We start from the raw sequence: 23,183 nt of genomic DNA on the forward strand, positions 1-23,183 counted from the left end.
ATACTCAACCACAAGCACAGGAGCATGCAAATGGTTGAAACGCGCAGAAAACTGGCCGAGTTGGACCCGGTTTGGGCCCGTATTCGGGGTGAGGCGGAAAATGCGATCGAACATGAGCCGCTTTTGGGCGGGGTCGTGCATTCGTCGATTTTGCACCATGCCTCGTTCGAGTCTGCCTTGGCATACCGTATCTCCCTGAAACTTGGGTCGGGCGAGATGCCCGAGATGCTGCTGCGGGAAATTTGCGATGCGGCCTATGTGGATGATGGTGATATATCGGTTGCGGCGCGCGCCGATATTGTTGCGGTGAATGATCGTGACCCGGCGTGTGATCGCTTCATTCAGCCGCTGCTGTTTTTCAAGGGTTTCCAGGCCATACAGGCCTACCGCGTGGCCAATTGGTTGTGGCGTCAGGACCGGCGCGATATGGCACGGTTCTTCCAGATGCGGATTTCCGAGGTGTTTGGCGTGGATATTCACCCCGCAGCAAAGATCGGCAAGGGAATCATGATTGACCACGCGCATTCCATCGTGATCGGTGAGACCGCGACCGTGGGCGACAACGTGTCGATGCTGCACTCGGTGACGCTTGGCGGGACCGGCAAGGAAGAAGAAGATCGTCACCCCAAGATCGGCGACGGTGTCTTGATCGGGGCCGGGGCCAAGGTTCTTGGCAATATCCGGGTCGGCAATTGTTCCCGCGTGGCAGCCGGTTCTGTCGTGTTGCAGGAGGTGCCGCCGTGCAAGACCGTGGCGGGCGTGCCAGCCAAGATCGTCGGCGAAGCGGGTTGCGATCAACCCTCGGTGAGCATGGATCAGCTTCTAGGGATCAAGGGGTCGGAGTGAGACCACTTGTCCCGGCAGGTTTGGCGCTTTCGCCTTGAGCGACCTTGCCGTGTACAAGGCGAATGGTTTTTGCGAATATGCTATCCCTGCGCTACGAACGTCGATGATGTGCCGTCATCCTTGATGAAGACCATTTTGTTGCCATCGAATTCGACGTCTTGGCAATTCGAGCCCGCAAGTGATTCTGGCGCTGTGATCGTGCGGCAATACCGACCGTTACGAACCTCCCAGGCGCCAACAATGGCCTGACCGTTGTGGGTTTGGCCGGTAATGCGACCATCCTCATGTAGCGTCACAGTGGTGCCTGATGCATGGACACCTGTCTTACCGGATAGCCGTGCGGTTAGTGGATCGACTTCTTCGGTGGCAGTTGTTGCCATGCAGCCCGTCAAGAGCATGGTGGCGACAGCGGCGCAGCTGACAAAATTATAGGTCATTTTGTCCCCCTCCCTTAATGTTTAAAGGGGGATTTTAACATATTATTGCGAAATTTTCCATTTTGGGCAGGACTGGGTCTCGCCATACCACCTGAGAACCAAGTGTTCTGTCCTCAGGTGGTATGGTGGTGACAGTGCACGAATATGCGTGCTGTGCTGTCTGTCTCAGGCCAGCATAACCATCGGGTTTTCGAGATTCTGCACGATCTGTTCGAGCAGTTGCGCCCCAAGAGCCCCGTCGATGACCCGGTGATCGACGCTCAGGGTGACAGACATAACCGTGGCGACCGTCAGTTCGCCATCCTTGCCGACAACGGGTTTCTTCACACCAGCGCCAACCGCAAGGATGCCGCCGTGTGGTGGGTTGATGACCGCGTCGAAGTTGTCGATCCCGAACATCCCGAGGTTGGAGATGGCAAAGCTGCCGCCCTGGTATTCCTCGGGCGAAAGCTTGCGGTCGCGGGCGCGGGCGGCGAGATCTTTCATCTCTGCCGAAAGCGCCGAAAGCGATTTCATGTCGGCATCTTTCAGTACCGGCGTGAACAATCCTCCTTCGATGGCCACGGCCACGGCCACGTCCGAGGGTTTGAGTTTCAGCACCTTGTCCCCGGCCCAGACGGCATTGGCATCCGGTACGGCCTGTAGTGCCAAGGCGCTTGCCTTGATGATGAAGTCATTGACGCTGAGCTTCACGCCGCGGCCCTCAAGCTGTTTGTTGAGTTGGCTGCGGAAGGCCAGCAACGCATCAAGCTTGATATCCCGGCGCAGATAGAAATGCGGGATGGTTTGCTTGGCTTCGCTCAAGCGTGCGGCAATGGTTTTGCGCATGCCGTCGAGTTTGACTTCCTCGTACTCGCGGTCTTGATACATCGCCGTGACGGCATCGGCAGAGGGACCAGCCGGGGCAGGGGCTGCTGCCGCGGCGGGGGCCGCTTCGGATTTGGCAGGGGCCGCGCCCGCTTTGGCGCTTTCGACATCGGCTTTCACGATCCGACCGCGCGGGCCGGAGCCTTTGATCTGGGCCAGGTCCAGCCCCTTGTCAGCGGCGATGCGGCGGGCGAGGGGGGAGGCGAAGATACGGTCGCCATCCGCACCCTTCGGCGCGGCAGGGGCCTTGGTGTCGGACGCGGCGGCGCCCTTGCCAGACCCTTCCCCGGCCGATTTCTCTTGGGAGGTATCTTCGGTTTCGGCTTTCGGTGCGGGTTTTGCATCGCCGCCCGAGGTATCGATATCCTCGGCGCTTTCGCCTTCTTCCAATAGCACGGCAATCGGCGTGTTCACTTTAACGCCTTCGCTTCCTTCCTCAATGAGGATCTTGCCGACGGTCCCTTCATCCACGGCTTCGAATTCCATGGTGGCCTTGTCGGTCTCGATCTCGGCCAGAAGGTCGCCTGCATTGACGGTATCGCCTTCCTTGACCAGCCATTTGGCCAGAGTGCCTTCCTCCATGGTGGGCGAGAGGGCGGGCATGAGAATTTCTGTGGGCATTGCTCCGTCTCTCCTTAGCGGTAGGTCACTTTGTTCACGGCCTCCAACACCTCGTCGGTCGAGGTGAGGGCCAGTTTTTCGAGGTTCGCGGCATAGGGCATGGGCACGTCCTTGCCCGTGCAGTTGATGACCGGCGCATCGAGGTAATCGAAGGCGCGTTCCATCAAGGTTGCCGTTATGTGGTTGCCGATAGAGGCCACCGGGAACCCTTCTTCGACGGTGACGCAGCGATTGGTCTTCATCACGCTGGCGATCACGGTGTCATAATCGATGGGGCGCAGGGTGCGCAGGTCAATCACCTCGGCCTCGACGCCGTCCTCGGCCAACTTCTCGGCCGCTTCGAGGGCATAGGTCATGCCGATGCCGAAGCTGACGATGGTCACATCCGTGCCCTCGCGCCAGACCTTGGCCTTGCCGAAGGGGATGGTGAAATCATCCATGACAGGCACTTCGAAGGATTTGCCGTAGAGGATTTCGTTTTCGAGGAAGACCACCGGGTTCGGGTCGCGGATGGCGGATTTCAGCAGGCCCTTGGCGTCGGCGGCCGAGTAGGGTTGTACCACCTTGAGGCCAGGGATTTGTGCGTACCAGGCCGCGTAATCCTGACTGTGTTGCGCACCGACGCGGGCGGCGGCGCCGTTGGGACCACGGAAGACAATGGGGCTGCCCATCTGGCCGCCGGACATATAAAGCGTCTTGGCCGCCGAATTGATGATCTGGTCAATCGCCTGCATGGCGAAGTTCCATGTCATGAATTCCACGATGGGGCGCAAGCCGCCCCATGACGCGCCCACGCCGATGCCGGCAAAGCCGTGTTCGGTGATGGGCGTGTCGATCACGCGTTTGCCACCGAATTCATCCAGCAGGCCTTGGGTGATCTTGTAGGCGCCTTGGTATTCGGCGACTTCCTCGCCCATGATGAACACGGTGTCATCGTTGCGCATCTCTTCGGCCATGGCCGAATTGATCGCCTCTCGCACGGTCATGGTTTTCATTTCCGTGCCCTCGGGCCAGTCGGGGCTGGTGTCCGGTTTCGGGATGTCTGGCGCGTCGTCGCTTTTGGCTTTGGCGGGTGCGCTTTCCTCTTTGGCATCCGAAGATGGTTCGGGCGCGGCCGGGGAAGAGGCGCTTTCGATATCATCGGCGCTTTCGCCTTCTTCCAGCAGCACGGCAATGGGCGTGTTCACCTTCACCCCTTCGCTGCCTTCTTCGATCAGGATCTTGCCGATGGTGCCTTCATCCACGGCTTCGAATTCCATGGTGGCCTTGTCGGTTTCGATCTCGGCAATGATGTCGCCGCTTGATACCTCGTCACCTTCTTTCACAAGCCACTTGGCAAGGGTGCCTTCTTCCATGGTGGGGGAGAGGGCGGGCATTAGGATTTCAGTTGCCATTGTTGTCTCTCCTCAAGCGTTCTGGGGGGCGACATCGGTATAGATGTCTGTCCAAAGGTCTTCGACGGAGGGTTCCGGGCTGTCCTTGGAGAATTCGGCGGCCTCGTTGACGATGCCCTTGATCTCCTTATCGATCGCCTTGAGCTCATCCTCGGTGGCGTGTTTGCCCGAGAGCAACAGATCGCGCACGTGTTCAATGGCGTCTTTTTCCTCGCGCATCTTCTGGACTTCTTCGCGGGTGCGGTATTTGGCCGGGTCCGACATGGAGTGACCGCGATAGCGATAGGTCTTGATTTCAAGGATATAAGGGCCTTTCCCGGCCCGGCAGTGGGCGACGGCCTTTTCGCCCGCTTCTTTCACGGCCATCACGTCCATACCGTCAACTGCTTCGCCAGGGATACCGAAGGCTTCGCCGCGGGTGTAGATGTCGGGGGTGGAGGTGGAGCGTTTTTGCGAGGTGCCCATGGCGTATTGGTTGTTCTCGATGACGAAGACCACCGGCAGGTCCCACAGGGCGGCCATGTTGAAGGTTTCGTAAACCTGACCCTGGTTCGCGGCCCCGTCCCCGAAATAGGTGAAAGTTACGCGGTTGTTCTCCAAGTACTTGTCGGCAAAGGCCAATCCGGCACCGAGCGGTACGTTAGCCCCAACGATACCATGGCCGCCGTAAAAGTCTTTCTCGGTCGAGAACATATGCATCGACCCGCCCTTACCCTTGGAGTAGCCGCCTTCGCGGCCGGTGAGTTCGGCCATGACGCCCTTGGGGTCCATTCCGCAGGCCAACATATGGCCATGGTCCCTATATGTTGTGATCCGCTTGTCGCCATCCTCAGCAGCTGCCTCAAGACCTACGACAACGGCTTCCTGGCCGATGTAGAGGTGGCAGAACCCGCCGATCAATCCCATGCCGTAAAGCTGGCCCGCCTTTTCTTCGAATCGGCGGATCAAGAGCATGTCTCGGTAGTATGACTTTAACTCATCGGCAGAAACATTTGGTTTCTTTGCACTTTTTCGAGTGGCCATGGGCGGCGCCTCCTCCGCTGCATAAATAGTTTAGCATTAAACTATTTACTACACCATCACGGGCCAAATTTCGAGAGGCAATTTGCGCCCTGTTGTCTTGTGGTGGATGAAGCGTACGAGTCGTACGATTTACCCCCGGTTTTCGTACGAAAATCCGGGGGTGGCTAGGTGCTGCCGTACGAGTCGTACGAAACTCGGCCTACTCGGCGGGTTGAAACCCCTCGATCAGTTGCCGCAAGCCGAAGGCTGCGCCCGCGATGATCGACAGCATCGTGACCGGGGCGGAGTAGCTGAGCACCGAGAAGGCCGAGATGCCCTGACCCACGGTGCAGCCCATGGCGAGCACCGCACCGGCCCCCATGAGGACCGCGCCGACGATCTGGCGGCGCAACTCGCGCGGGTCTTCGCAGGCCTCCCAGCGGAAGTGGCCCTTGATGAGCGATCCGGCGAAGGCCCCGAGGGCCACGCCGACGACAGAGCCCACCGCGAAGGAAGGTGCCTGCGCCGAGGCGCGCATGGTGTAGAGCAGGGTTTCGCCCACGGGGGCGGAGAAGCTGTGCGAGACCACCGGCATGGCAGCGAAGCCCTGTGTGGCGACCATGTAGCTGCCGGCCCAGCCTGCCGTCACCCCGACACCCACCATGACGGCCCAGAACACAGAGCCGGGTTTTTCCAGAAGCTCGCGGGATGAGAGGGCGGCGAGACAAAGCAGAAGGCCGATCAGAATGCCCAGAGTGGCCAGCGGCAACCCGGTGTTTGCGGAGACCAGATGCACGATGCCTGGGGGCAGGTCGGTCGTTACGTCCTGCTGGGGAAAGATCCAGTTGCGCAGATAGGAGAAGGGGCCGTGCAGCATGGCATAGGCCGAGACCCCCATGACGATGACGATCACGAAGGCGCGGATATCGCCGCCACCCAGACGGGCGATGCAGCCATACCCGCAGTTGCCCGCCAAGGCCATTCCATAGCCAAACATTAGCCCGCCGAGGACAGAAGCCAGCGGCATCCAGCGTATCGAAAGATAAAACGAGCGTTCGGGCGCGAAATGGCCGGTGGCGGTCAGGGCATAGACCCCGGTCACGGCCACGCCGATGGCCAGAAACCACATCCGCATCCGCACCCAGGAGTCGCCATAAAGCGCGTCTTCGATGGCGCCCATGGTGCAGAACCGCCCGATCCGGGCGGCGAGGCCCAGAAGCAGGCCCGTGACCAGCCCGATCAGGGCGACCAGAAAGTTGTCGTCGATGAATTCAAACATAGGCCATTCCTCCGCTCCGGGGCGAAGGGCGCGATTCCTCAGACCGCCTCGGAGTCCTCGGCGCAGAATAGCTCATAAACAAGTTCGAGTACACGCCGGGGCTTGTCATCCGCGAGACGATAGAAGATCGCCTTGCCTTCGCGGCGTGGGATGACCAGACCTTCGAGCCGTAGTCGCGAAAGTTGTTGGGAAACAGCGGCCTGTCGTGCCGAAAGCAGTTCCTCAAGCTCGGTCACCGATTTCTCGCCGGTGACGAGATGGCAAAGGATCATCAGGCGGCCTTCGTGGCTGATCGCCTTGAGGAAGGTGGAGGCATTGGTGGCGTTGGTCACCATGCGGTCCATTTCGGCTTCGGTCAGTGAATCGTCAAATACGGGAAGTCCCATTGTCCCATGCCTTGTTTTGTTTAGGCCTGCGCGGGGCCTTAATTGGTTTTTGCGCCATTTTCAAAGTCCGTGTTGTCTTTGAGCATCATTGTCAGCAGGCCCCAGAAGAAATCTTCGCCCGGGTAGCCTTCGATCCGGGCGAGTTCCTGACCCTCGTCCACGAGGACGAAGGTGGGGGTGAAAAGGATCTTGCGGTCAAACGCGATCCCCTCGGGCGGTGCATCCTTGATGTCGACGATGCGCAAGGGGGCGTATGCGCCCTCGGCTGTCTTGGGGTAGATGGGGCCAAGGTCGGCCTTCCATTCGATGCAGTAGTGGCATCCCTCGCGTTCGACCATCACGAGTTCGACCGCCTGCGCCATTGGGGCAAGCGAGAGCCAGAGGACCGGCGCGAGTAAGGAGAGTGCCCTTGACAGCATTCCACACCTGATTGACGTTGACTTAATCCACTACATAATTTGAATATGTAAATAAGACAAGGAAACCGCGTTGTGATGGACATTTCTTTTGCCGGTGCGGCCCTGGCCGGGTTCCTGGCGTTTTTCACCCCCTGTATATTGCCGATGGTTCCATTTTACCTGAGCTATATGGCGGGACTGTCGATGGCCGAGTTGCGCGAGGAGGGGCAGATCGCCCCGGGGGCGCAGCGGCGGCTGATTCTGTCGTCTGTGGCCTTTGCCCTTGGGGTGACGAGCATATTCACGCTGATGGGCATGGGCGCCACAGCGGTCGGTCAGGCCTTCAGCCAGTGGTTCGATGTGCTGCGCTATGTGGCGGCGGGTTTGATCTTTGTTTTTGGTCTGCACTTTCTGGGTGTTATCCGCATCGGGATTTTGTACCGCGAGGCCAAGATCGACGCGAAAACAGACCCCAAAAGCTTTGTCGGGGCCTATGTGATGGGGCTGGCCTTTGCCTTTGGCTGGAGCGCCTGCGTGGGGCCGGTTCTGGCCACGATCCTGATGATGGCCAGCGGTATGGGCGAGGTCTGGCGCGGGGGTGTTTTGTTGCTGGTGTTCGGGCTGGGCATGACGGCGCCCTTCGTGGTGGCGGCGATGTTCGCCAAGCCGTTTCTTGGCTGGATGCAGCGCAATCGCAAGTATCAGCCTTACGTCGAGAAGGCCTTGGGTGTTATGCTGATCGTGTTCGCGTTGCTGATCGCCACCGGCACGATCAACGAGATTGCCAACTGGATGATCGAGACCTTCCCGGTGTTTTCATCGCTGGGATAAGCCATAATTTCAGGGAGAACGAAAAATGATACGTATTATCGCGAGTTTGCTGGTGATGATCGGTCTGGCGCTGCCGGCGGCGGCGGCCGAGATCGGTGACGACGGGTTGCACAAGGAAAGCTGGATGCGGGAGACCTTCCTCGATATGGCCGAGGATCTGGAGGAAGCCCGCGCCGAGGGCAAGCGCCTGGTGCTGATGGTGGAACAACGGGGCTGTATCTATTGCAAGAAGATGCACGAGGAGGTGTACCCCGACGAGACCATTTCGACCTACATCGAGGAGAATTTCTTTGTCGTGCAACTGAATCTTCACGGGTCGCGTGAGATGGTCGATTTCGACGGTGACGTACGGTCGGAACGGGACATGCTTCGCAAATGGGGGATTCTTTTCACGCCGACGGTGATCTTCCTGCCCGAAGAGGTCGAGGAGGGTGTCGCGGCGCCGCAGGCTGCGGTGGCGACGATGCCGGGGGCGTTCCAGAAGGGGACCACTTTGGACATGTTCACCTGGGTGAACGAAAAGCGGTATGCCATGGAAAACGAGGAGGATTTTCAAAGATACCACGCGCGCCGCATTCAAGAGCGCGCGGCGGCGAAACAAGATTAACCAAACCGTGTGGATGCAGCAATAATTCACAAAGCTGAATTTGTTGTTGCATCGGCCCGGAATGGTGGCCTACTGTATACAGAGCTAGCCGAGAACAAGGCATGATAGCCATGGGAGGAAACATGAAGCTTTCGACAACACTATTGGTGGCGGCGACCCTGACCGCCGGGGCGGCGCAGGCCGGTCCGGTTGCGCCGGGCGACGTTCAATTCGGGGAATACGGTGAGGTGACCGAGTCACTGACCGGGGCTCCGGGAGATCCGGAAAACGGTGCCAAGGTCATGAAGACCAAGAGCATCGGGAACTGTATTTCGTGCCATCAGGTGACCGCATTGAACGATGCGCCGTTCCACGGTGAAATCGGACCGCCGCTTGACGGTGTGGCCGATCGTTGGGGCGAGGCAGAGCTGCGCGGGATCCTGACCAATGCCAAGAATACGTTCCCCGGCTCGATGATGCCCGCCTATTACAAGGTCGAAGGTTTTGTGCGCCCGGGCGATGCCTACACGGGCAAGGCCCCCGAAGGTGAGCTGGATCCGCTTCTGTCGGCCCAGCAGATCGAAGATGTTGTCGCCTTCCTGTCGACGCTGAAATACGAAGACTGACGCGTTTCAGGCAGGTTACGAGATTGACCAAGGAGAAGAAAATGGACTTCACACGACGTGAGACGCTGGCGATCGGCGCTGCCGCCGCTGCGGTAACCGCGTTGCCGATGCCGGCAATGGCATCGCTGGCCGACGATATGATCGCGGAATTCACCGGCGGGGCCGATGTGGCCGATGGCGGTGTCGACCTCGACGCGCCGGAGATTGCCGAGAACGGCAACACCGTGCCGATCGAAGTGAGCGCCGAGGGCGCGAGCGCGATCATGGTGCTGGCCGCGGGCAACCCGACCCCGGGTGTCGCGACCTTCAACTTCGGCCCGGGTGCCGGGGCGCAGCGCGCCAAGACCCGTATCCGCCTTGCCGGAACGCAGGACGTGATCGCGGTGGCCAAAATGGCGGACGGCAGCTTTGCCAAGACCCAGAAGACCGTGAAGGTCACCATCGGCGGCTGCGGCGGCTAAGCGAGCGAGAAGGAGAGAACACAATGGCAAAAGGTGTACGCCCCCGCGTGAAAGCGCCCCGTTCGGCCGAAGCCGGAGAGGTCGTGGTCATCAAGACCCTGATCAGTCACAAGATGGAATCGGGTCAGCGCAAGGACAGTGACGGCAACGTCATCCCGCGCTCGATCATCAACCGTTTCACTTGTGAATATAACGGCACTATGGTCGTGGATGTGGAAATGCACCCCGCGATCTCGACCAACCCCTACTTCGAGTTCGAGGCAACCATCCCCGAGGCCGGTGACTTCCAGTTCACCTGGTACGACGATGATGGCTCGGTCTACGAAGAAACCAAAACGGTCAAGGTCGGCTGATAACAAAAGGTGCCCTGCGCCCGGGTGAACCGGGGCGGGGCCAACCTTTAGGGAGGGAAAAAACACATGAAATTCAATGCAATGACAGCAGTGGCCGCCTTGATGTTGGCGGTGCCAGGTGTCGCCTCGGCCGATCCGGACGATGACAACCTCGTCATCAACGGCGAGACCGAGATGATCACCAAGGCCGAGGTGCCCGCGCATATGGAAGATGTCGCCATGGACGAGATCATGTCCGGCTGGCACTTCCGGTCGGACGAAACGCAGGCGTTGGAGATGGACGACTTCGACAACCCCGGCATGATCTTCGTCGATGCGGGCATGGACCAGTGGAACGCGGTCGAAGGCAGCGAGGGCAAATCCTGCGCGACCTGCCACGAAGGCCCGGAAAGCATGACGGGTGTGCGCGCGGTCTATCCCAAGTGGGATGAAGAGGCCGGGGAAGTGCAGACCCTTGCCATGCAGATCAACGATTGCCGCGAGAACAACATGGGCGCCGAGCCGTACAAGTACACGGGTGGCCAGATGGCGAACATGGAGGCGCTGATCTCGGTGCAATCCCGTGGCATGCCTGTCAACGTGGCCATCGACGGCCCGGCCAAGGAGACCTGGGAAAAGGGTAAGGAACTTTACTATACCCGGACAGGTCAGCTTGAACTGTCCTGTGCCAATTGCCACGAGGATAACTACGGCAACATGATCCGCGCCGACCACCTGAGCCAGGGGCAGATCAACGGCTTCCCGACCTACCGCCTGAAAAACGCCAAGCTGAACACGGTTCACGCGCGTTTCAAGGGCTGTGTGCGGGATACCCGTGCCGAGACCTACAAGCCCGGAAGCGACGCGTTTGTCGCGCTGGAGCTTTATGTTGCAAGCCGTGGCAACGGCCTGTCGGTCGAGGGCCCGTCGGTCCGCAACTGATATGACTTTGGGCCGGGGCGGTGCGCGACCGCCCCGGCCATGCCGCTGCCTGCATGACAATGAAATTCATGGCCTTTCGGCCAAGCCGCATCCGGAAGGCCGGGCGCGGAACGAGATAACTTTAACCACTCGGAGACGGATTACATGATCTCTCGTCGCGATTTTCTTCAGGTCAGCATGGCGGCCTCGGCACTTTATGGCGCAAGCGGTTTCGGCAATTGGGCGAAGCTGGCCGCGCAGCAGGCGCTGACCCAGGACCAGCTTTTGGACTTCGATACTTTCGGTAACGTGAGCTTGATTCACATCACCGACATTCACGCGCAGCTCAAGCCGATTTATTTCCGTGAACCGGAGATCAACATCGGCGTGGGTGGCAACAAGGGCGAAGTGCCCCACGTGACCGGCGCGGATTTCCGCAAGATGTATGGCATCGAGGACGGTAGCCCGAGCCATTATGCCCTGACTTATAACGATTTCTCCTCGCTGGCGAAGGAATACGGCAAGGTCGGTGGCCTTGACCGGGTGGCCACTGTCGTCAAGCAGATCCGCGCGGCGCGGCCCGATGCCTTGCTGCTGGATGGCGGGGATACGTGGCATGGGTCCTATACCTGCCATCACACCGAAGGGCAGGACATGGTCAACGTGATGAACGCGTTGAAGCCGGATGCGATGACCTTCCACTGGGAATTCACGCTGGGCCAGGACCGGGTGCGCGAACTGGTCGAGGGGCTGCCCTTCGACTCGCTGGGTCAGAACATCTTTGACGCGATGTGGGATGAGCCGGCGGCGGAGTTCAAGCCCTACGAATTCTATGAGAGTGGCGGTGTGAAGGTCGCCGTGATCGGGCAGGCCTTCCCTTATATGCCGATTGCCAACCCCGGCTGGATGTTCCCCGACTATAGTTTCGGTATTCGTGACGAGAACATGCAGGCCATGGTGGACGAGGTCCGCAGCAAGGGTGCGGAGCTGGTGGTTTGCCTGAGTCACAACGGCTTTGACGTGGACAAGAAGATGGCCAGCGTGGTCAAGGGGATTGACGTGATCCTGTCGGGCCACACGCATGACGTGCTGCCCGAGCCGGTTCTGGTGGATGATACGATCATCATCGCCAGCGGGTCGAACGGCAAGTTCGTCAGCCGCGTGGATCTGGATGTGCGCGATGGCAAGATGATGGGCTTCCGTCACAAGCTGATCCCGATCTTCTCGGACGTGATCGAGCCGGACGCGGATATGACCGCCCTGATTGACGAGCAGCGCGCGCCGTTCAAGGCCGAGTTGGAAGAGGTCATCGGGGAAACCGATGATCTGCTGTATCGTCGTGGCAACTTCAACGGGTCGTGGGACGACCTGATTTGCGATGCGCTGATTTCCGAGCGCGAGGCGGATATCGCCATGAGCCCGGGTGTGCGTTGGGGGCCGAGCATCCTGCCCGGTCAGGCGATCACCCGCGAGGATATCTGGAACGTGACCTCGATGTCCTATGGCGAGGCGTATCGCAGCGAGATGACCGGCGAGTTCATCAAGGTGATCCTTGAGGACGTGGCCGACAACATCTTCAACCCCGACCCCTATTACCAGCAGGGCGGTGACATGGTGCGGATCGGCGGGATGGGCTACTCCATCGACGTCAGCAAGCCGCAGGGCGAGCGGATTTCCGACATGACCCTTCTGAGCACGGGCGAGGCGATCGACCCGGCGAAGAATTACGTGGTGGCCGGTTGGGCCAGCGTGAACGAGGGCACCGAGGGGCCGCAGATCTGGGACGTGGTGGAAAGCCATATCCGCAAGCAGGGCACCGTCAAACTGGAACCCAATACGAGTGTGAAAGTCAGCGGCACCTGAGCGGGCCGCGACGCTTTGACAGATACCTTATGTTCATCAAATTCATTTAGATGAATATGATGTCGAAAGAGGAGGCTTAGGACGACAATGACAGCCGACAAGAAATCAAACGGGGCCTCGCGCCGGGCGTTCCTGAAGGGCGCCGTGGCGGCCGGGGGGGCCGTGGCGGGCGCGGGCATGGCCCGCGCGGCGGGCGAGCCCGATCCGCTGATTACCGAGGTGCAGGAATGGGCCAGCGGGTTTGGCGAGGGTGTGGATGCCACGCCTTATGGCCTACCGATCCGGTTCGAGGACGATGTGGTGCGCCGCAACGTCGAGTGGCTGACCGCCGACACGATCAGCTCGATCAACTTCACGCCGATCCATGCTTTGGATGGCACGATCACGCCGCAGGGCTGCGCCTTTGAGCGTCACCACTCGGGCGCGATCGAGTTGAAGAAGGAAGATTACCGGCTGATGATCAACGGGCTTGTCGATAAGCCGCTGGTCTTCACCTATGCCGATCTGGAGCGCTTCCCGCGGGAAAACCACGTGTATTTCTGCGAATGCGCGGCCAATACCGGCATGGAATGGGCCGGGGCGCAGTTGAATGGGGCGCAGTTCACCCATGGTATGATCCACAACATGGAATATTCCGGCGTGCCGCTGCGCACCCTGCTGGAAGAGGCCGGTCTGGACGCTGCGGGCGACCTTGCGGACAAGTGGATTTACGTGGAAGGCGCCGATGCCTCGTCGAACGGGCGGTCGATCCCGATGGACAAGGCGCTGGACGATGTTCTGGTGGCCTTCAAGGCCAATGGCGAGGCCCTGCGCAAGGAACATGGATACCCCGTGCGTCTGGTCGTTCCGGGATGGGAAGGCAACATGTGGGTCAAGTGGCTGCGCCGTGTCGAGGTCATGGATGCCCCGGTGCAAAGCCGCGAGGAGACCAGCAAGTACACCGACACGCTGGCCGATGGCACAAGCCGCAAGTGGACCTGGGAGATGGACGCCAAATCGGTCGTCACCAGCCCCAGCCCGCAATCTCCGATCACCCACGGCCCCGGGCCGCTGGTGATTACCGGCCTTGCATGGTCGGGCCGCGGCGCGATTACCCGCGTCGATGTGACCACCGATGGCGGCAAGAACTGGACGCAGGCACGTCTGGCCAAGGACGGCGAGAGCAAGGCTTTGAGCCGGTTCTACCTCGAAATAGACTGGGACGGCAGCGAGATGCTGCTTCAGAGCCGGGCGCATGACGAAACGGGTTACGTGCAACCGACCAAGGCGCAATTGCGCGAAGTGCGCGGCGAAAACTCGATCTATCACAACAACTGCATCCAGACTTGGTGGGTGAAAGAAAGCGGAGAGGCGGAAAATGTCGAAGTCTCTTAAACTCTACGGTGGCACGGCGCTTGGCGCTGCGGCGATCATGGCCGTGGCTGTCAACTTTGCAGATCGCAATGTTACCCCGATGCCGGAGCGTGCGGATATGATGGGTGAAGCGCCTGCGAACCCCGATCTGGGCTTTATCGCCATGGCGCGCGCCGCGAGCGAACCGCATGGCAATTACAACCTTGGCCGGATGGCCCTGCCGGAAGAGATCGCGGCATGGAACCTGGACGTGAGCCCCGATGGTACGGGCCTTCCCGAAGGGTCGGGCGATGTCTTGACCGGCGAGGAAGTCTTTATCGAGAAATGCGCCGTGTGCCATGGCGATTTCGCGGAGGGGCGCGGCAACTGGCCCAAGCTGGCCGGTGGCGATGGAACGCTGGCCGACAAGGACCCGCTGAAGACGGTTGGCAGCTATTGGCCCTATCTGTCGACGGCATGGGATTATGTTCACCGCTCGATGCCCTTTGGTGCGGCACAGACCCTGTCGGTGGACGAAACCTATGCCATCGTGGCGTATATCCTGTATTCCAACTATCTTGTGGAAGACGATTTCGTTCTGTCGAACGAAAACTTCCTCGAGGTGGAAATGCCCAATGCCGACGGGTTCATCGTGGATGATCGCGAAGAGGCCGAGGCGCATTTCTGGCGCGATGATGTGTGCATGTCGGATTGCAAGGACAGCGTGGAGATCACCATGCGCGCCGCGGTTCTGGATGTGACCCCGGAAGAAGAGGAAGAGGCCGGGGCCGAACCTGCCGAGGCAGAAACGGAAATGGCCGCTGCCGAGACCGGAGAGGTCGCCGCCGCACCCGCAGAGGAGGAAACCGCCGCGCTGGACCCTGAACTGGTGAAAGCGGGTGAAAAGCTGTTCCGTCAGTGCAAGGCTTGCCACCAGGTGGGCGACGGCGCGAAAAACCGCGTCGGTCCGCAGCTGAACGGTGTCATGGGCCGGACGATCGGCGCTGTCGATGGGTTCCGCTACTCGAAGACCATGGCCTCTATGGGCGAAGAGGGGCAGGTTTGGGATGAAGACGCCCTTGCCGCCTTCCTGTCCGATCCCCGTGGATATGTGAAAGGCACCAAGATGTCTTTCCGGGGATTGAAGAAAGACGAAGACATTGCGGCGATGACCGAATATCTCAAGTCTTTCTCGGAGTGAGATTGATAAGCGGGGCCGGGTCAAACCGGCCCCGTTTTTTCTTTGAATGAATAGCATTGCGTGCCATCATTCACTTGGGCATGACCTTTGGGAGGAGAGTTCATGCGAAAACGCACGATCGGTGTGGTCGGCCTGACGCTTGGTTTGCTGTCAACACAAGCCCTTTGGGCCGAAGAGATCGGTGACCCGGAGAGAGGCAAGAAAGTGTTTGCCAAATGCTCGGGGTGTCACCAAGTGGGCAAGGGGGCCGAGAACGGCATTGGCCCGAATTTGAATGGTATTTTCGGGCGCAAGGCGGCCTCTGTTTCGGAAGATTTTCGATATTCGGAGGGGTTGCAGCGTGCAGGAAATGACGGGCTTGAGTGGCATTTAGAGAACCTTGATGCCTATCTTGAAAACCCCAAGGCGCTGGTCAGTGATACACGGATGAATTTCCCGGGGCTGAAGGCGCCACAGGATAGGGCCGATGTTCTGGCCTATTTGCGTATGTTCTCGGATGACCCGGCGAATATCCCCGAAGCGGATCCGACGGCGATTGCGCCCGAAGTGGCGCTTCCGCCCGAGATCCTCGCCATGGTGGGGGACCCGGAGTATGGCGAGTACCTGTCCAGCGAATGCAAGACCTGTCACCAGCCGGATGGCAATGACGACGGGATACCGTCGATCACCAACTGGCCGGCTGAGGATTTCGTGGTGGCGATGCATGCCTACAAGAAGAAACTGCGGCCTCATCCGGTCATGCAGATGATGGCGGGGCGGCTCAGTGATGAGGAAATTGCGGCCCTCGCGGCATATTTTGAAAACATAGAATAATTTGCCGGGATCGTTCCGGCGCAATCGGGAGGAAATGAAATGACTTTGAACAGACGAGCCTTTATCGGCACGGGGGTCGCTGCGGCGGCTGCATTGTCTGCGCCCATGGTGCGCGGGCAGGGCAAGCCGCGCGTCGTCGTGGTTGGCGGCGGGGCCGGCGGGGCGACCGCCGCGCGCTATATTACCAAGGACAGTGACGGGGCGATTGATGTGACCTTGGTGGAACCGACGCGCGCCTATTACACCTGTTTCTTCTCGAACCTTTATATCGGTGGGTTCCGCGAGTTGAGCAGCATTGGCCATAGCTATGGCACCCTGGCGAGTGACTATGGCGTGAACGTGGTGCATGACTGGGCCGTCGGGATCGACCGCGATGCAAAGACGGTGAGCCTGGCCGGGGGCGCGACGTTGCCCTATGACCGGCTGATCCTGTCGCCGGGGATCGATTTTGTCGAAGGCGCGGTGCCCGGATGGGACGTGAGCCAGCAAAACAAGATGCCCCATGCCTACAAGGCCGGGAGCCAGACCGAGCTTCTCAAGGCGCAGATCGAGGCGATGCCGGAGGGAGGACTTTATGCCATGGTGGCGCCGCCCAACCCCTACCGCTGCCCGCCGGGGCCTTATGAGCGGATCAGCATGGTGGCGCATCTGCTGACGCAGATTAATCCGACCGCCAAGATATTGATCGCCGACCCCAAGGCGAAGTTTTCCAAGCAGGCGCTTTTCGAGGAAGGGTGGCAGAAGCACTATGGCGGCATGATCGAGAGGATCGGCCCGGATTTCGGAGGGCAGAACGTGAGCGTGAACCCCGACGAGATGACCGTGGATATCGACGGGGCGGTCGAGGCGGTGGATGTCTGCAACGTGATACCGGCGCAGAAGGCGGGCCGGATTTGCGATATGGCCGGAATTACCGAGGGTAATTGGGCGCCGGTCGTGCCGGCAACGATGCAATCGCGGCTGGACGAGAATATCCATGTGCTGGGCGATGCCACGAACCAGGGCGATATGCCGAAATCGGGTTATTCGGCCAACAGCCAGGCCAAGGTGGCGGCCATGGCCGTGCGCGGGGCCTTGACCGGGTCCAAGGTTTTCCCGGCGAAATTCTCGAACACCTGCTGGAGCCTGATTGACACCGATGACGGCGTGAAGGTGGGGGCGTCGTATCAGGCGACGGATGAGAAGATCGCCAAGGTGGATGGATTCATCAGCCAGACCGGAGAGGATACGGACCTGCGCAAGGCGACCTATGAGGAAAGCCTTGGCTGGTATGCGGGCATTACCGAGGACATGTTCGGGGCAAGCTGATCTGAGTGCCCTTTGTGCAATACGGCCCCCGGTGCGGATCGGGGGCCTATTTTTTGTGCACCCCGGTCAAAATGCAATATTCCTACGGGGAATAATTAATTCTTAATTTGAAATTCGTGAAGTTCCCACCTAGCGTCGCCCGTGGAACCATTATGGAGGCGTCGATGTGTGGAATCGTCGGGTTGTTTTTGAAGGACAAGGCGCTTGAACCGCGCTTGGGTGAGATGCTGACCGACATGCTGATCACCATGACGGACCGGGGGCCGGACAGCGCCGGAATTGCCGTTTACTCGGAGGATCGTGAGGGGCGGGCCAAGTTGACCGTGCAGGCCGATGACCCCGGCCGGTTCGATGGGCTTGGTGATGAGATGGCCCAAGCGCTTGGCTGTGATGTCACGGTGCGGGTGAAAGACACCCATGCGGTGGTCGATTTACCCGAGGGCCGGATGGCCGAGGCGCGCCTTGCACTGAAGGAGTTGCGCCCCGAGGCGCGGGTGATGAGCGCGGGCGAGGTCATCGAGATTTACAAGGAGGTGGGCCTTCCCGGCGATGTGGCCAAGCGGTTCGACATCCCGAATCTGGCGGGCAGTCACGGGATCGGCCACACGCGGATGGCGACCGAGTCGGCGGTGACGACGATGGGCGCGCATCCGTTTTCGACCGGGGCGGATCAGTGCCTTGTGCACAATGGGTCCTTGTCGAACCACAACTCCCTGCGCCGGGAATTGGCGCGGGAAGGGGTGAGTGTCGAGACCCGGAACGACAGCGAGGTCGCGGCGGCCTACCTGACCTGGAAGATGCAGCAGGGCCATAGCCTTGGAGACGCCTTGGAGGCGGGCCTTGATGACCTTGACGGGTTTTTCACCTTCGTGGTGGGCACCAAGGACGGGTTCGGCGTGGTGCGTGATCCGATTGCTTGCAAACCGGCGGTGATGGCCGAGACCGATCAATACGTGGCCTTCGGCAGCGAATACCGCGCCTTGGTGAACCTGCCCGGTATCGAAGACGCCCGCGTCTGGGAGCCGGAACCCGCAACCGTTTACTTCTGGAAGCACTGACATGCAGACATTCGATTTGGAAGCCAATGGCCTGCGGGCCTTGAACGAAGCCTTGCAGGCGCAAAGCCAGCATACCAATGAAATCGCTTGGGAAGTGGTCAATCCACGCGGCAGCCATGCGATTGCCGTGGGGTTGGATGCGCCCATCGAGGTGACGGTCAAAGGATCGACCGGGTACTACTGCGCAGGCATGAACAAGCAAGCCACGATCACGGTGGATGGCAGTGCCGGCCCCGGTGTGGCCGAAAACATGATGAGCGGCGCCGTGATCGTGGAAGGTGACGCCAGCCAATATGCCGGGGCAACCGGGCATGGTGGGTTGCTGGTCATCAAGGGCAACGCCAGTTCGCGCTGTGGGATTTCCATGAAGGGGATCGACATCGTGGTGCAGGGTAACGTGGGCCATATGTCGGCCTTCATGGCGCAGAAGGGCAACTTGGTTGTTTGCGGTGATGCCGGTGATGCGCTTGGCGACTCGATCTACGAAGCGCGGCTTTTCGTGCGAGGAGAGGTGAAAAGCCTTGGCGCGGATTGCATCGAGAAAGAGATGCGCCCCGAGCATCTGGAGATCTTGCGGGGCCTGCTGGAGCGATCCGAAATTGACGCCAAGCCCGAGGAGTTCCGGCGTTATGGCTCGGCCCGGAAGTTGTACAATTTCAACATCGACAACGCGTATTGAGGGGAATCGATATGGCAAACGATCAAAAACACGCGATTCCGCAGACCATGCCCATTCAGTCGGCAACCTTTAGTCCAGAGGTGAATGCGGAAATCCGGCGCGCGGCGGCGACGGGGATTTACGACATTCGCGGCGGCGGGGCCAAGCGGCGGGTGCCGCATTTCGACGACCTGTTGTTTCTGGGGGCCTCAATGAGTCGTTACCCGCTGGAGGGGTACCGCGAGCGCTGTGATACCAATGTGGTGCTTGGCACGCGCTTTGCCAAGAAACCGATTGAGTTGGATATTCCGATCACCATCGCGGGCATGTCCTTTGGTGCGCTTTCCGCACAGGCCAAGGAGGCGCTTGGGCGCGGGGCGTCTTTGGCGGGCACCTCAACCACCACGGGCGATGGCGGCATGACGCCCGAAGAACGGGGGCAGTCGAAAACGCTGATCTATCAATATCTGCCGTCGCGCTATGGCATGAACCCTGATGATCTGCGCAAGGCCGACGCGATCGAGGTGGTCGTGGGGCAGGGCGCCAAGCCCGGCGGGGGCGGGATGCTCTTGGGTCAGAAGATTTCCGACCGCGTGGCAGAAATGCGCGATTTGCCGAAAGGGATTGATCAGCGCAGTGCCTGTCGGCATCCCGATTGGACGGGGCCGGATGACCTTGAGATCAAGATCCTCGAATTGCGCGAAATCACCGGCTGGGAAAAGCCCATCTATATCAAGGTGGGCGGCGCGCGGCCCTATTTCGACACCACGCTGGCGGTCAAGGCCGGGGCGGATGTTGTGGTGTTGGATGGGATGCAGGGCGGCACGGCGGCGACGCAGGATGTGTTCATCGAGCATGTGGGCCAGCCGACGCTGGCCTGTATCCGCGACGCGGTCCGCGCGCTTGAGGATCAAAACATGCACCGCAAGGTGCAATTGATCGTCTCGGGCGGCATACGCTCGGGCGCCGATGTGGCCAAGGCCTTGGCGCTTGGCGCCGATGCGGTGAGCATCGGTACGGCGGCCATGGTGGCGCTTGGCGACAATGACCCCAAGTGGGAGGCCGAGTATCAGGAGATGGGCACCACGGCAGGGGCCTATGACGATTGGCACGAGGGGCGCGATCCGGCGGGGATTTCCACGCAGGACCCCGAGCTTGCCAAACGGCTGGACCCGGTGGAAGCGGGCCGTCGGCTGAACAACTATCTCAAGGTGATGACGCTGGAGGCGCAAACATTGGCGCGGGCCTGTGGCAAGAACCACGTTCAGCATCTGGAACCCGAGGATCTGGTGGCGCTGACCATGGAATCGGCGGCCATGGCGCAGGTGCCGCTTGCCGGGACCAACTGGTATCCGGGCAAGCCGGGCACGCAGTTTTAAAGCCAAGAGACAAGGTGGGGGCGGACGGGTGCCGCCCCCTTTTCGTATCAACAGGGAAAGGACAAAAGACCATGACGACTGATCTGGCAGCCTTTGCCGCCGAGCGCGGCGTTAAATACTTCATGATTTCCTTCACCGACCTGTTCGGCGGCCAGCGAGCCAAGCTGGTGCCGGCGCAGGCCATCGGTGACATGCAGGAGGAGGGCGCGGGTTTCGCAGGGTTCGCCACCTGGCTGGATATGACACCGGCGCATCCCGACATGTTGGCGGTGCCGGACCCCGAGAGCGTGATCCAACTACCATGGAAGCCCGAGGTGGCCTGGGTTGCGGCGAACCCGGTGATGGAGGGCGAGGACGTGGCGCAGGCCCCGCGCAACGTGCTGCGGCGGTTGATCGAGGAGGCGGCGGGCGAAGGGAAGTACGTGAAAACCGGGGTCGAGGCGGAGTATTTCCTGCTGACGCCGGATGGCACGCAATTGAGCGACGAATTCGATACCGCCGAGAAGCCCTGTTACGACCAACAGGCGGTGATGCGCCGCTATGACGTTGTGCGCGAGATTTGCGACTATATGCTGGAGTTGGGGTGGGGCCCGTATCAGAACGATCACGAGGATGCGAATGGCCAGTTCGAGATGAACTGGGAGTTTGCCGATGCGCTTGTCACCGCCGACCGGCATTCGTTTTTCAAGTTCATGACCAAGTCGGTGGCCGAGAAACACGGTTTCCGCGCGACCTTCATGCCCAAGCCCATCGAGGGGCTGACGGGGAACGGGTGCCATGCGCATATCTCGGTCTGGGATGCGCCGGGGGCGGCGGCCAAGACCAATGTCTTTGCCTCCGTGGCCACGGGCGACAGCCCCACGGCGGAACTGGGCCTGTCGGAGAAGGGGGCGCATTTCCTTGGGGGGATCATGAAACACGCCAGTGCCCTTGCGGCGATCACCAACCCGACGGTCAACAGCTACAAGCGGATCAATGCGCCACGCACCTCCTCGGGGGCCACTTGGGCGCCCAATACGGTGACGTGGACGGGCAACAACCGCACACATATGGTGCGGGTGCCGGGGCCGGGGCGGTTTGAACTTCGCCTGCCGGACGGGGCGGTGAATCCCTATTTGTTACAAGCGGTTATCATCGCGGCGGGCCTGTCGGGTGTGCGGTCCAAGGCAGCACCGGGCAAGCGGTACGACATCGACATGTATGCCGAAGGTCACAAGGTGCGCGGTGCGCCGAAACTGCCCCTGAACATGCTGGATGCCTTGCGGGCCTATGACAAGGACAAGGGCCTGAAAGAGATGATGGGGGCGGAGTTCTCGGAGGCTTATCTGAACCTGAAACGCAAGGAGTGGGACAGTTTCGTGTCGCACTTCAGCCGGTGGGAAAAGGACCACACGCTGGACATCTGACAGGACCACATAGTGACAAGACCCGAAGCCGTGCTTCGGGTCTTTTGGCATGTCGGTATTTTGTCTGTGTCGCGTCGGTGGAAACGCCGGGTCAATCCCCCTGTGACTTGCCGTCCACCTCTTCGGCCAAAGACTCGGCCCGAGCGGCGATTTCGGCGAGGCTGTCGGTGACATCCGTTGGCACGACCGGAACCTCGATGGTCTTGGGCTCGGGTGTAGGGGCATTGCGGAGCTGATCAAGCTCGGCCTCTTTCTCGGCCATGCGATCCTCCATCGCTTTCAGCTTGTCCTGTAGTCCGGCGGTCTTGTCGGCCAGCATGAGGCCCGCCATCAAGAGCATCCGGGCCTCAGGGATGCGGCCGATTTGCGCGGCGAGCACCGAGGCCTCTTCATCGAGCATCTTGGCGGCGGATTGGAGGTAGTGCTCTTCGCCTTCCTGACAGGCAACGTCGAAGGTGCGGCCACCGATTTCAATTTGCACTTCGGGCATCAGGCATCCTCCGGTTGGGTAGCGTCGTCGCCGTCTGCGGCGCGTTTCAGGATTGCATCCATTTCCGACAGGATTGCGTCGGCTTCGGATTTGTCGGCGGCGCGTGAAGCGCGCAGACCTTCCAGTTCGGCCAGCATCGCCTTGTTGATAAGGTGCGCCTCACCCACGCCCTCGGCGTTGGCTTCGCGCAGGGCGGTGTTGTTGTCGCGCAATTGCTGATTGGCCTGACGCAGGGATTGCAGGGATTTGTCCAGGTCCTTGATCTTGTCGGCGCTTTCGGATTGCGCGGCATCGCGGGCGGCTTCGGCCTCGGACAAGGATTCCTTGAGTTTCTTTATGCGCTCTTCGAGTTGGGCGTTGGCGAGCTTCTCGTCCTCAAGCTGTTGGCGGAGCGTCTCGGTTTCGCCCGCTTCGCCGGTCTTGGTCATCCCGTCCAACCCTTGACCGATGCGATCAAGTGCTGCTGTGATGCGGCGTTGCAACTCGGGTATATCGCTCATGTCCTGACCCCTTGCTTAGATGTTTCCGCCTTGGCCGCGAATCGCGGCAGGCCGAATTTGTGACCAAGTCTAATGCCTTCTGGCAGAAACCTGAAACATCGCATTAAGTGCTCGTGTTCCGGGCAATGGCCGCAGGTTTGGCCCCCCTTGCAGGCTTTTCCTGTGCAGGGCTTCTGCGGGGCGGTGTA

At 60.3% G+C, this 23,183-nt stretch carries 25 protein-coding genes; 16 read left to right on the forward strand and 9 right to left on the reverse strand.

The features are described 5' to 3' along the window. Window positions 1–30 precede the first annotated feature (30 nt). The gene (gene cysE, locus FDP25_RS16330) at window positions 31–846 is read left to right on the forward strand and encodes a serine O-acetyltransferase (RefSeq protein ID WP_154154785.1); all 816 of its coding nucleotides are present in this window, start codon (window positions 31–33) and stop codon (window positions 844–846) included. An 80-nt stretch (window positions 847–926) separates the two neighbouring features. On the opposite strand, the gene FDP25_RS16335 is transcribed toward cysE, so the two are convergent. The 7 genes from FDP25_RS16335 to FDP25_RS16365 all read right to left on the reverse strand — a co-directional run bounded on the left by FDP25_RS16335 (window position 927) and on the right by FDP25_RS16365 (window position 7,194). Beyond that, on the reverse strand, window positions 927–1,283 hold the full coding sequence (locus FDP25_RS16335; RefSeq protein WP_154154788.1) for a hypothetical protein: 357 nt from the start codon (window positions 1,281–1,283) through the stop codon (window positions 927–929). A 165-nt stretch (window positions 1,284–1,448) separates the two neighbouring features. Further along, window positions 1,449–2,771 carry a pyruvate dehydrogenase complex dihydrolipoamide acetyltransferase gene (locus FDP25_RS16340; protein ID WP_154154791.1) on the reverse strand — a complete coding sequence of 441 codons (1,323 nt, stop codon included), beginning with the start codon at window positions 2,769–2,771 and terminating at the stop codon, window positions 1,449–1,451. A 14-nt stretch (window positions 2,772–2,785) separates the two neighbouring features. Continuing rightward, window positions 2,786–4,165: a pyruvate dehydrogenase complex E1 component subunit beta gene (locus FDP25_RS16345; protein WP_154154794.1), complete on the reverse strand. Its 1,380-nt coding sequence runs from the start codon at window positions 4,163–4,165 to the stop codon at window positions 2,786–2,788. A gap of 12 nt (window positions 4,166–4,177) precedes the next feature. Further along, window positions 4,178–5,188, reverse strand: a complete 1,011-nt coding sequence (gene pdhA / locus FDP25_RS16350) for a pyruvate dehydrogenase (acetyl-transferring) E1 component subunit alpha (RefSeq protein WP_154154797.1) — start codon at window positions 5,186–5,188, stop codon at window positions 4,178–4,180. Between the two features lie 199 nt (window positions 5,189–5,387). Beyond that, window positions 5,388–6,446: a YeeE/YedE family protein gene (locus tag FDP25_RS16355; protein ID WP_154154800.1), complete on the reverse strand. Its 1,059-nt coding sequence runs from the start codon at window positions 6,444–6,446 to the stop codon at window positions 5,388–5,390. 38 nt (window positions 6,447–6,484) lie between these two features. Then, a complete protein-coding gene (locus FDP25_RS16360) occupies window positions 6,485–6,832 on the reverse strand; it encodes an ArsR/SmtB family transcription factor (RefSeq protein WP_154154803.1) in 348 nt (115 codons plus the stop codon). A gap of 38 nt (window positions 6,833–6,870) precedes the next feature. Continuing rightward, entirely contained in the window at window positions 6,871–7,194 is a 324-nt protein-coding gene (locus tag FDP25_RS16365) for a thioredoxin domain-containing protein (protein ID WP_246175955.1), read from the reverse strand. A gap of 129 nt (window positions 7,195–7,323) precedes the next feature. On the opposite strand from FDP25_RS16365, the gene FDP25_RS16370 reads away from it, so the two are divergent. From FDP25_RS16370 to glnT, 15 genes are all read left to right on the forward strand, one after another. Further along, window positions 7,324–8,061 carry a cytochrome c biogenesis CcdA family protein gene (locus tag FDP25_RS16370; RefSeq protein WP_343032093.1) on the forward strand — a complete coding sequence of 246 codons (738 nt, stop codon included), beginning with the start codon at window positions 7,324–7,326 and terminating at the stop codon, window positions 8,059–8,061. Window positions 8,062–8,086: 25 nt separating this feature from the next. Further along, window positions 8,087–8,668, forward strand: coding sequence for a thioredoxin family protein (locus FDP25_RS16375; protein ID WP_154154812.1), 582 nt, complete (start codon window positions 8,087–8,089; stop codon window positions 8,666–8,668). A gap of 122 nt (window positions 8,669–8,790) precedes the next feature. Continuing rightward, window positions 8,791–9,273, forward strand: a complete 483-nt coding sequence (soxX, locus tag FDP25_RS16380) for a sulfur oxidation c-type cytochrome SoxX (RefSeq protein ID WP_154154818.1) — start codon at window positions 8,791–8,793, stop codon at window positions 9,271–9,273. A gap of 41 nt (window positions 9,274–9,314) precedes the next feature. Then, on the forward strand, window positions 9,315–9,734 hold the full coding sequence (soxY, locus tag FDP25_RS16385) for a thiosulfate oxidation carrier protein SoxY (RefSeq protein WP_154154821.1): 420 nt from the start codon (window positions 9,315–9,317) through the stop codon (window positions 9,732–9,734). A 23-nt stretch (window positions 9,735–9,757) separates the two neighbouring features. After that, entirely contained in the window at window positions 9,758–10,087 is a 330-nt protein-coding gene (soxZ, locus tag FDP25_RS16390) for a thiosulfate oxidation carrier complex protein SoxZ (RefSeq protein ID WP_154154824.1), read from the forward strand. A 66-nt stretch (window positions 10,088–10,153) separates the two neighbouring features. Then, window positions 10,154–11,008: a sulfur oxidation c-type cytochrome SoxA gene (gene soxA / locus FDP25_RS16395; RefSeq protein ID WP_154154827.1), complete on the forward strand. Its 855-nt coding sequence runs from the start codon at window positions 10,154–10,156 to the stop codon at window positions 11,006–11,008. A 144-nt stretch (window positions 11,009–11,152) separates the two neighbouring features. Next, the gene (gene soxB / locus FDP25_RS16400) at window positions 11,153–12,850 is read left to right on the forward strand and encodes a thiosulfohydrolase SoxB (protein ID WP_154154830.1); all 1,698 of its coding nucleotides are present in this window, start codon (window positions 11,153–11,155) and stop codon (window positions 12,848–12,850) included. An 87-nt stretch (window positions 12,851–12,937) separates the two neighbouring features. Further along, window positions 12,938–14,224, forward strand: a complete 1,287-nt coding sequence (gene soxC, locus FDP25_RS16405) for a sulfite dehydrogenase (RefSeq protein WP_154154833.1) — start codon at window positions 12,938–12,940, stop codon at window positions 14,222–14,224. Beyond that, window positions 14,208–15,383: a c-type cytochrome gene (locus tag FDP25_RS16410; protein ID WP_154154836.1), complete on the forward strand. Its 1,176-nt coding sequence runs from the start codon at window positions 14,208–14,210 to the stop codon at window positions 15,381–15,383. The genes soxC and FDP25_RS16410 overlap by 17 nt, the downstream gene beginning before the upstream one ends. A gap of 102 nt (window positions 15,384–15,485) precedes the next feature. Further along, window positions 15,486–16,196 (forward strand): c-type cytochrome, encoded by a 711-nt coding sequence (locus tag FDP25_RS16415; protein WP_154154839.1) that lies wholly within the window; start codon window positions 15,486–15,488, stop codon window positions 16,194–16,196. A 39-nt stretch (window positions 16,197–16,235) separates the two neighbouring features. Then, window positions 16,236–17,504 (forward strand): FCSD flavin-binding domain-containing protein, encoded by a 1,269-nt coding sequence (locus FDP25_RS16420; RefSeq protein WP_154154842.1) that lies wholly within the window; start codon window positions 16,236–16,238, stop codon window positions 17,502–17,504. A gap of 164 nt (window positions 17,505–17,668) precedes the next feature. Beyond that, the gene (locus FDP25_RS16425; protein ID WP_154154845.1) at window positions 17,669–18,562 is read left to right on the forward strand and encodes a class II glutamine amidotransferase; all 894 of its coding nucleotides are present in this window, start codon (window positions 17,669–17,671) and stop codon (window positions 18,560–18,562) included. Between the two features lies 1 nt (window position 18,563). Continuing rightward, window positions 18,564–19,241 (forward strand): GltB/FmdC/FwdC-like GXGXG domain-containing protein, encoded by a 678-nt coding sequence (locus tag FDP25_RS16430; RefSeq protein WP_154154848.1) that lies wholly within the window; start codon window positions 18,564–18,566, stop codon window positions 19,239–19,241. Between the two features lie 11 nt (window positions 19,242–19,252). Further along, a complete protein-coding gene (locus FDP25_RS16435; protein WP_154154851.1) occupies window positions 19,253–20,599 on the forward strand; it encodes an FMN-binding glutamate synthase family protein in 1,347 nt (448 codons plus the stop codon). A 71-nt stretch (window positions 20,600–20,670) separates the two neighbouring features. Beyond that, window positions 20,671–22,005, forward strand: coding sequence for a type III glutamate--ammonia ligase (gene glnT, locus FDP25_RS16440; protein WP_154154855.1), 1,335 nt, complete (start codon window positions 20,671–20,673; stop codon window positions 22,003–22,005). Between the two features lie 91 nt (window positions 22,006–22,096). On the opposite strand, the gene FDP25_RS16445 is transcribed toward glnT, so the two are convergent. Both FDP25_RS16445 and FDP25_RS16450 read right to left on the reverse strand, forming a co-directional pair. Further along, on the reverse strand, window positions 22,097–22,495 hold the full coding sequence (locus FDP25_RS16445) for a cell division protein ZapA (RefSeq protein ID WP_154154858.1): 399 nt from the start codon (window positions 22,493–22,495) through the stop codon (window positions 22,097–22,099). Next, window positions 22,495–22,995, reverse strand: coding sequence for a hypothetical protein (locus tag FDP25_RS16450; protein ID WP_154154861.1), 501 nt, complete (start codon window positions 22,993–22,995; stop codon window positions 22,495–22,497). The genes FDP25_RS16445 and FDP25_RS16450 overlap by 1 nt, the downstream gene beginning before the upstream one ends. Window positions 22,996–23,183: the final 188 nt, after the last annotated feature.

The sequence above is a fragment of the Roseovarius bejariae genome, from assembly GCF_009669325.1.
Lineage (GTDB): Bacteria > Pseudomonadota > Alphaproteobacteria > Rhodobacterales > Rhodobacteraceae > Roseovarius > Roseovarius bejariae.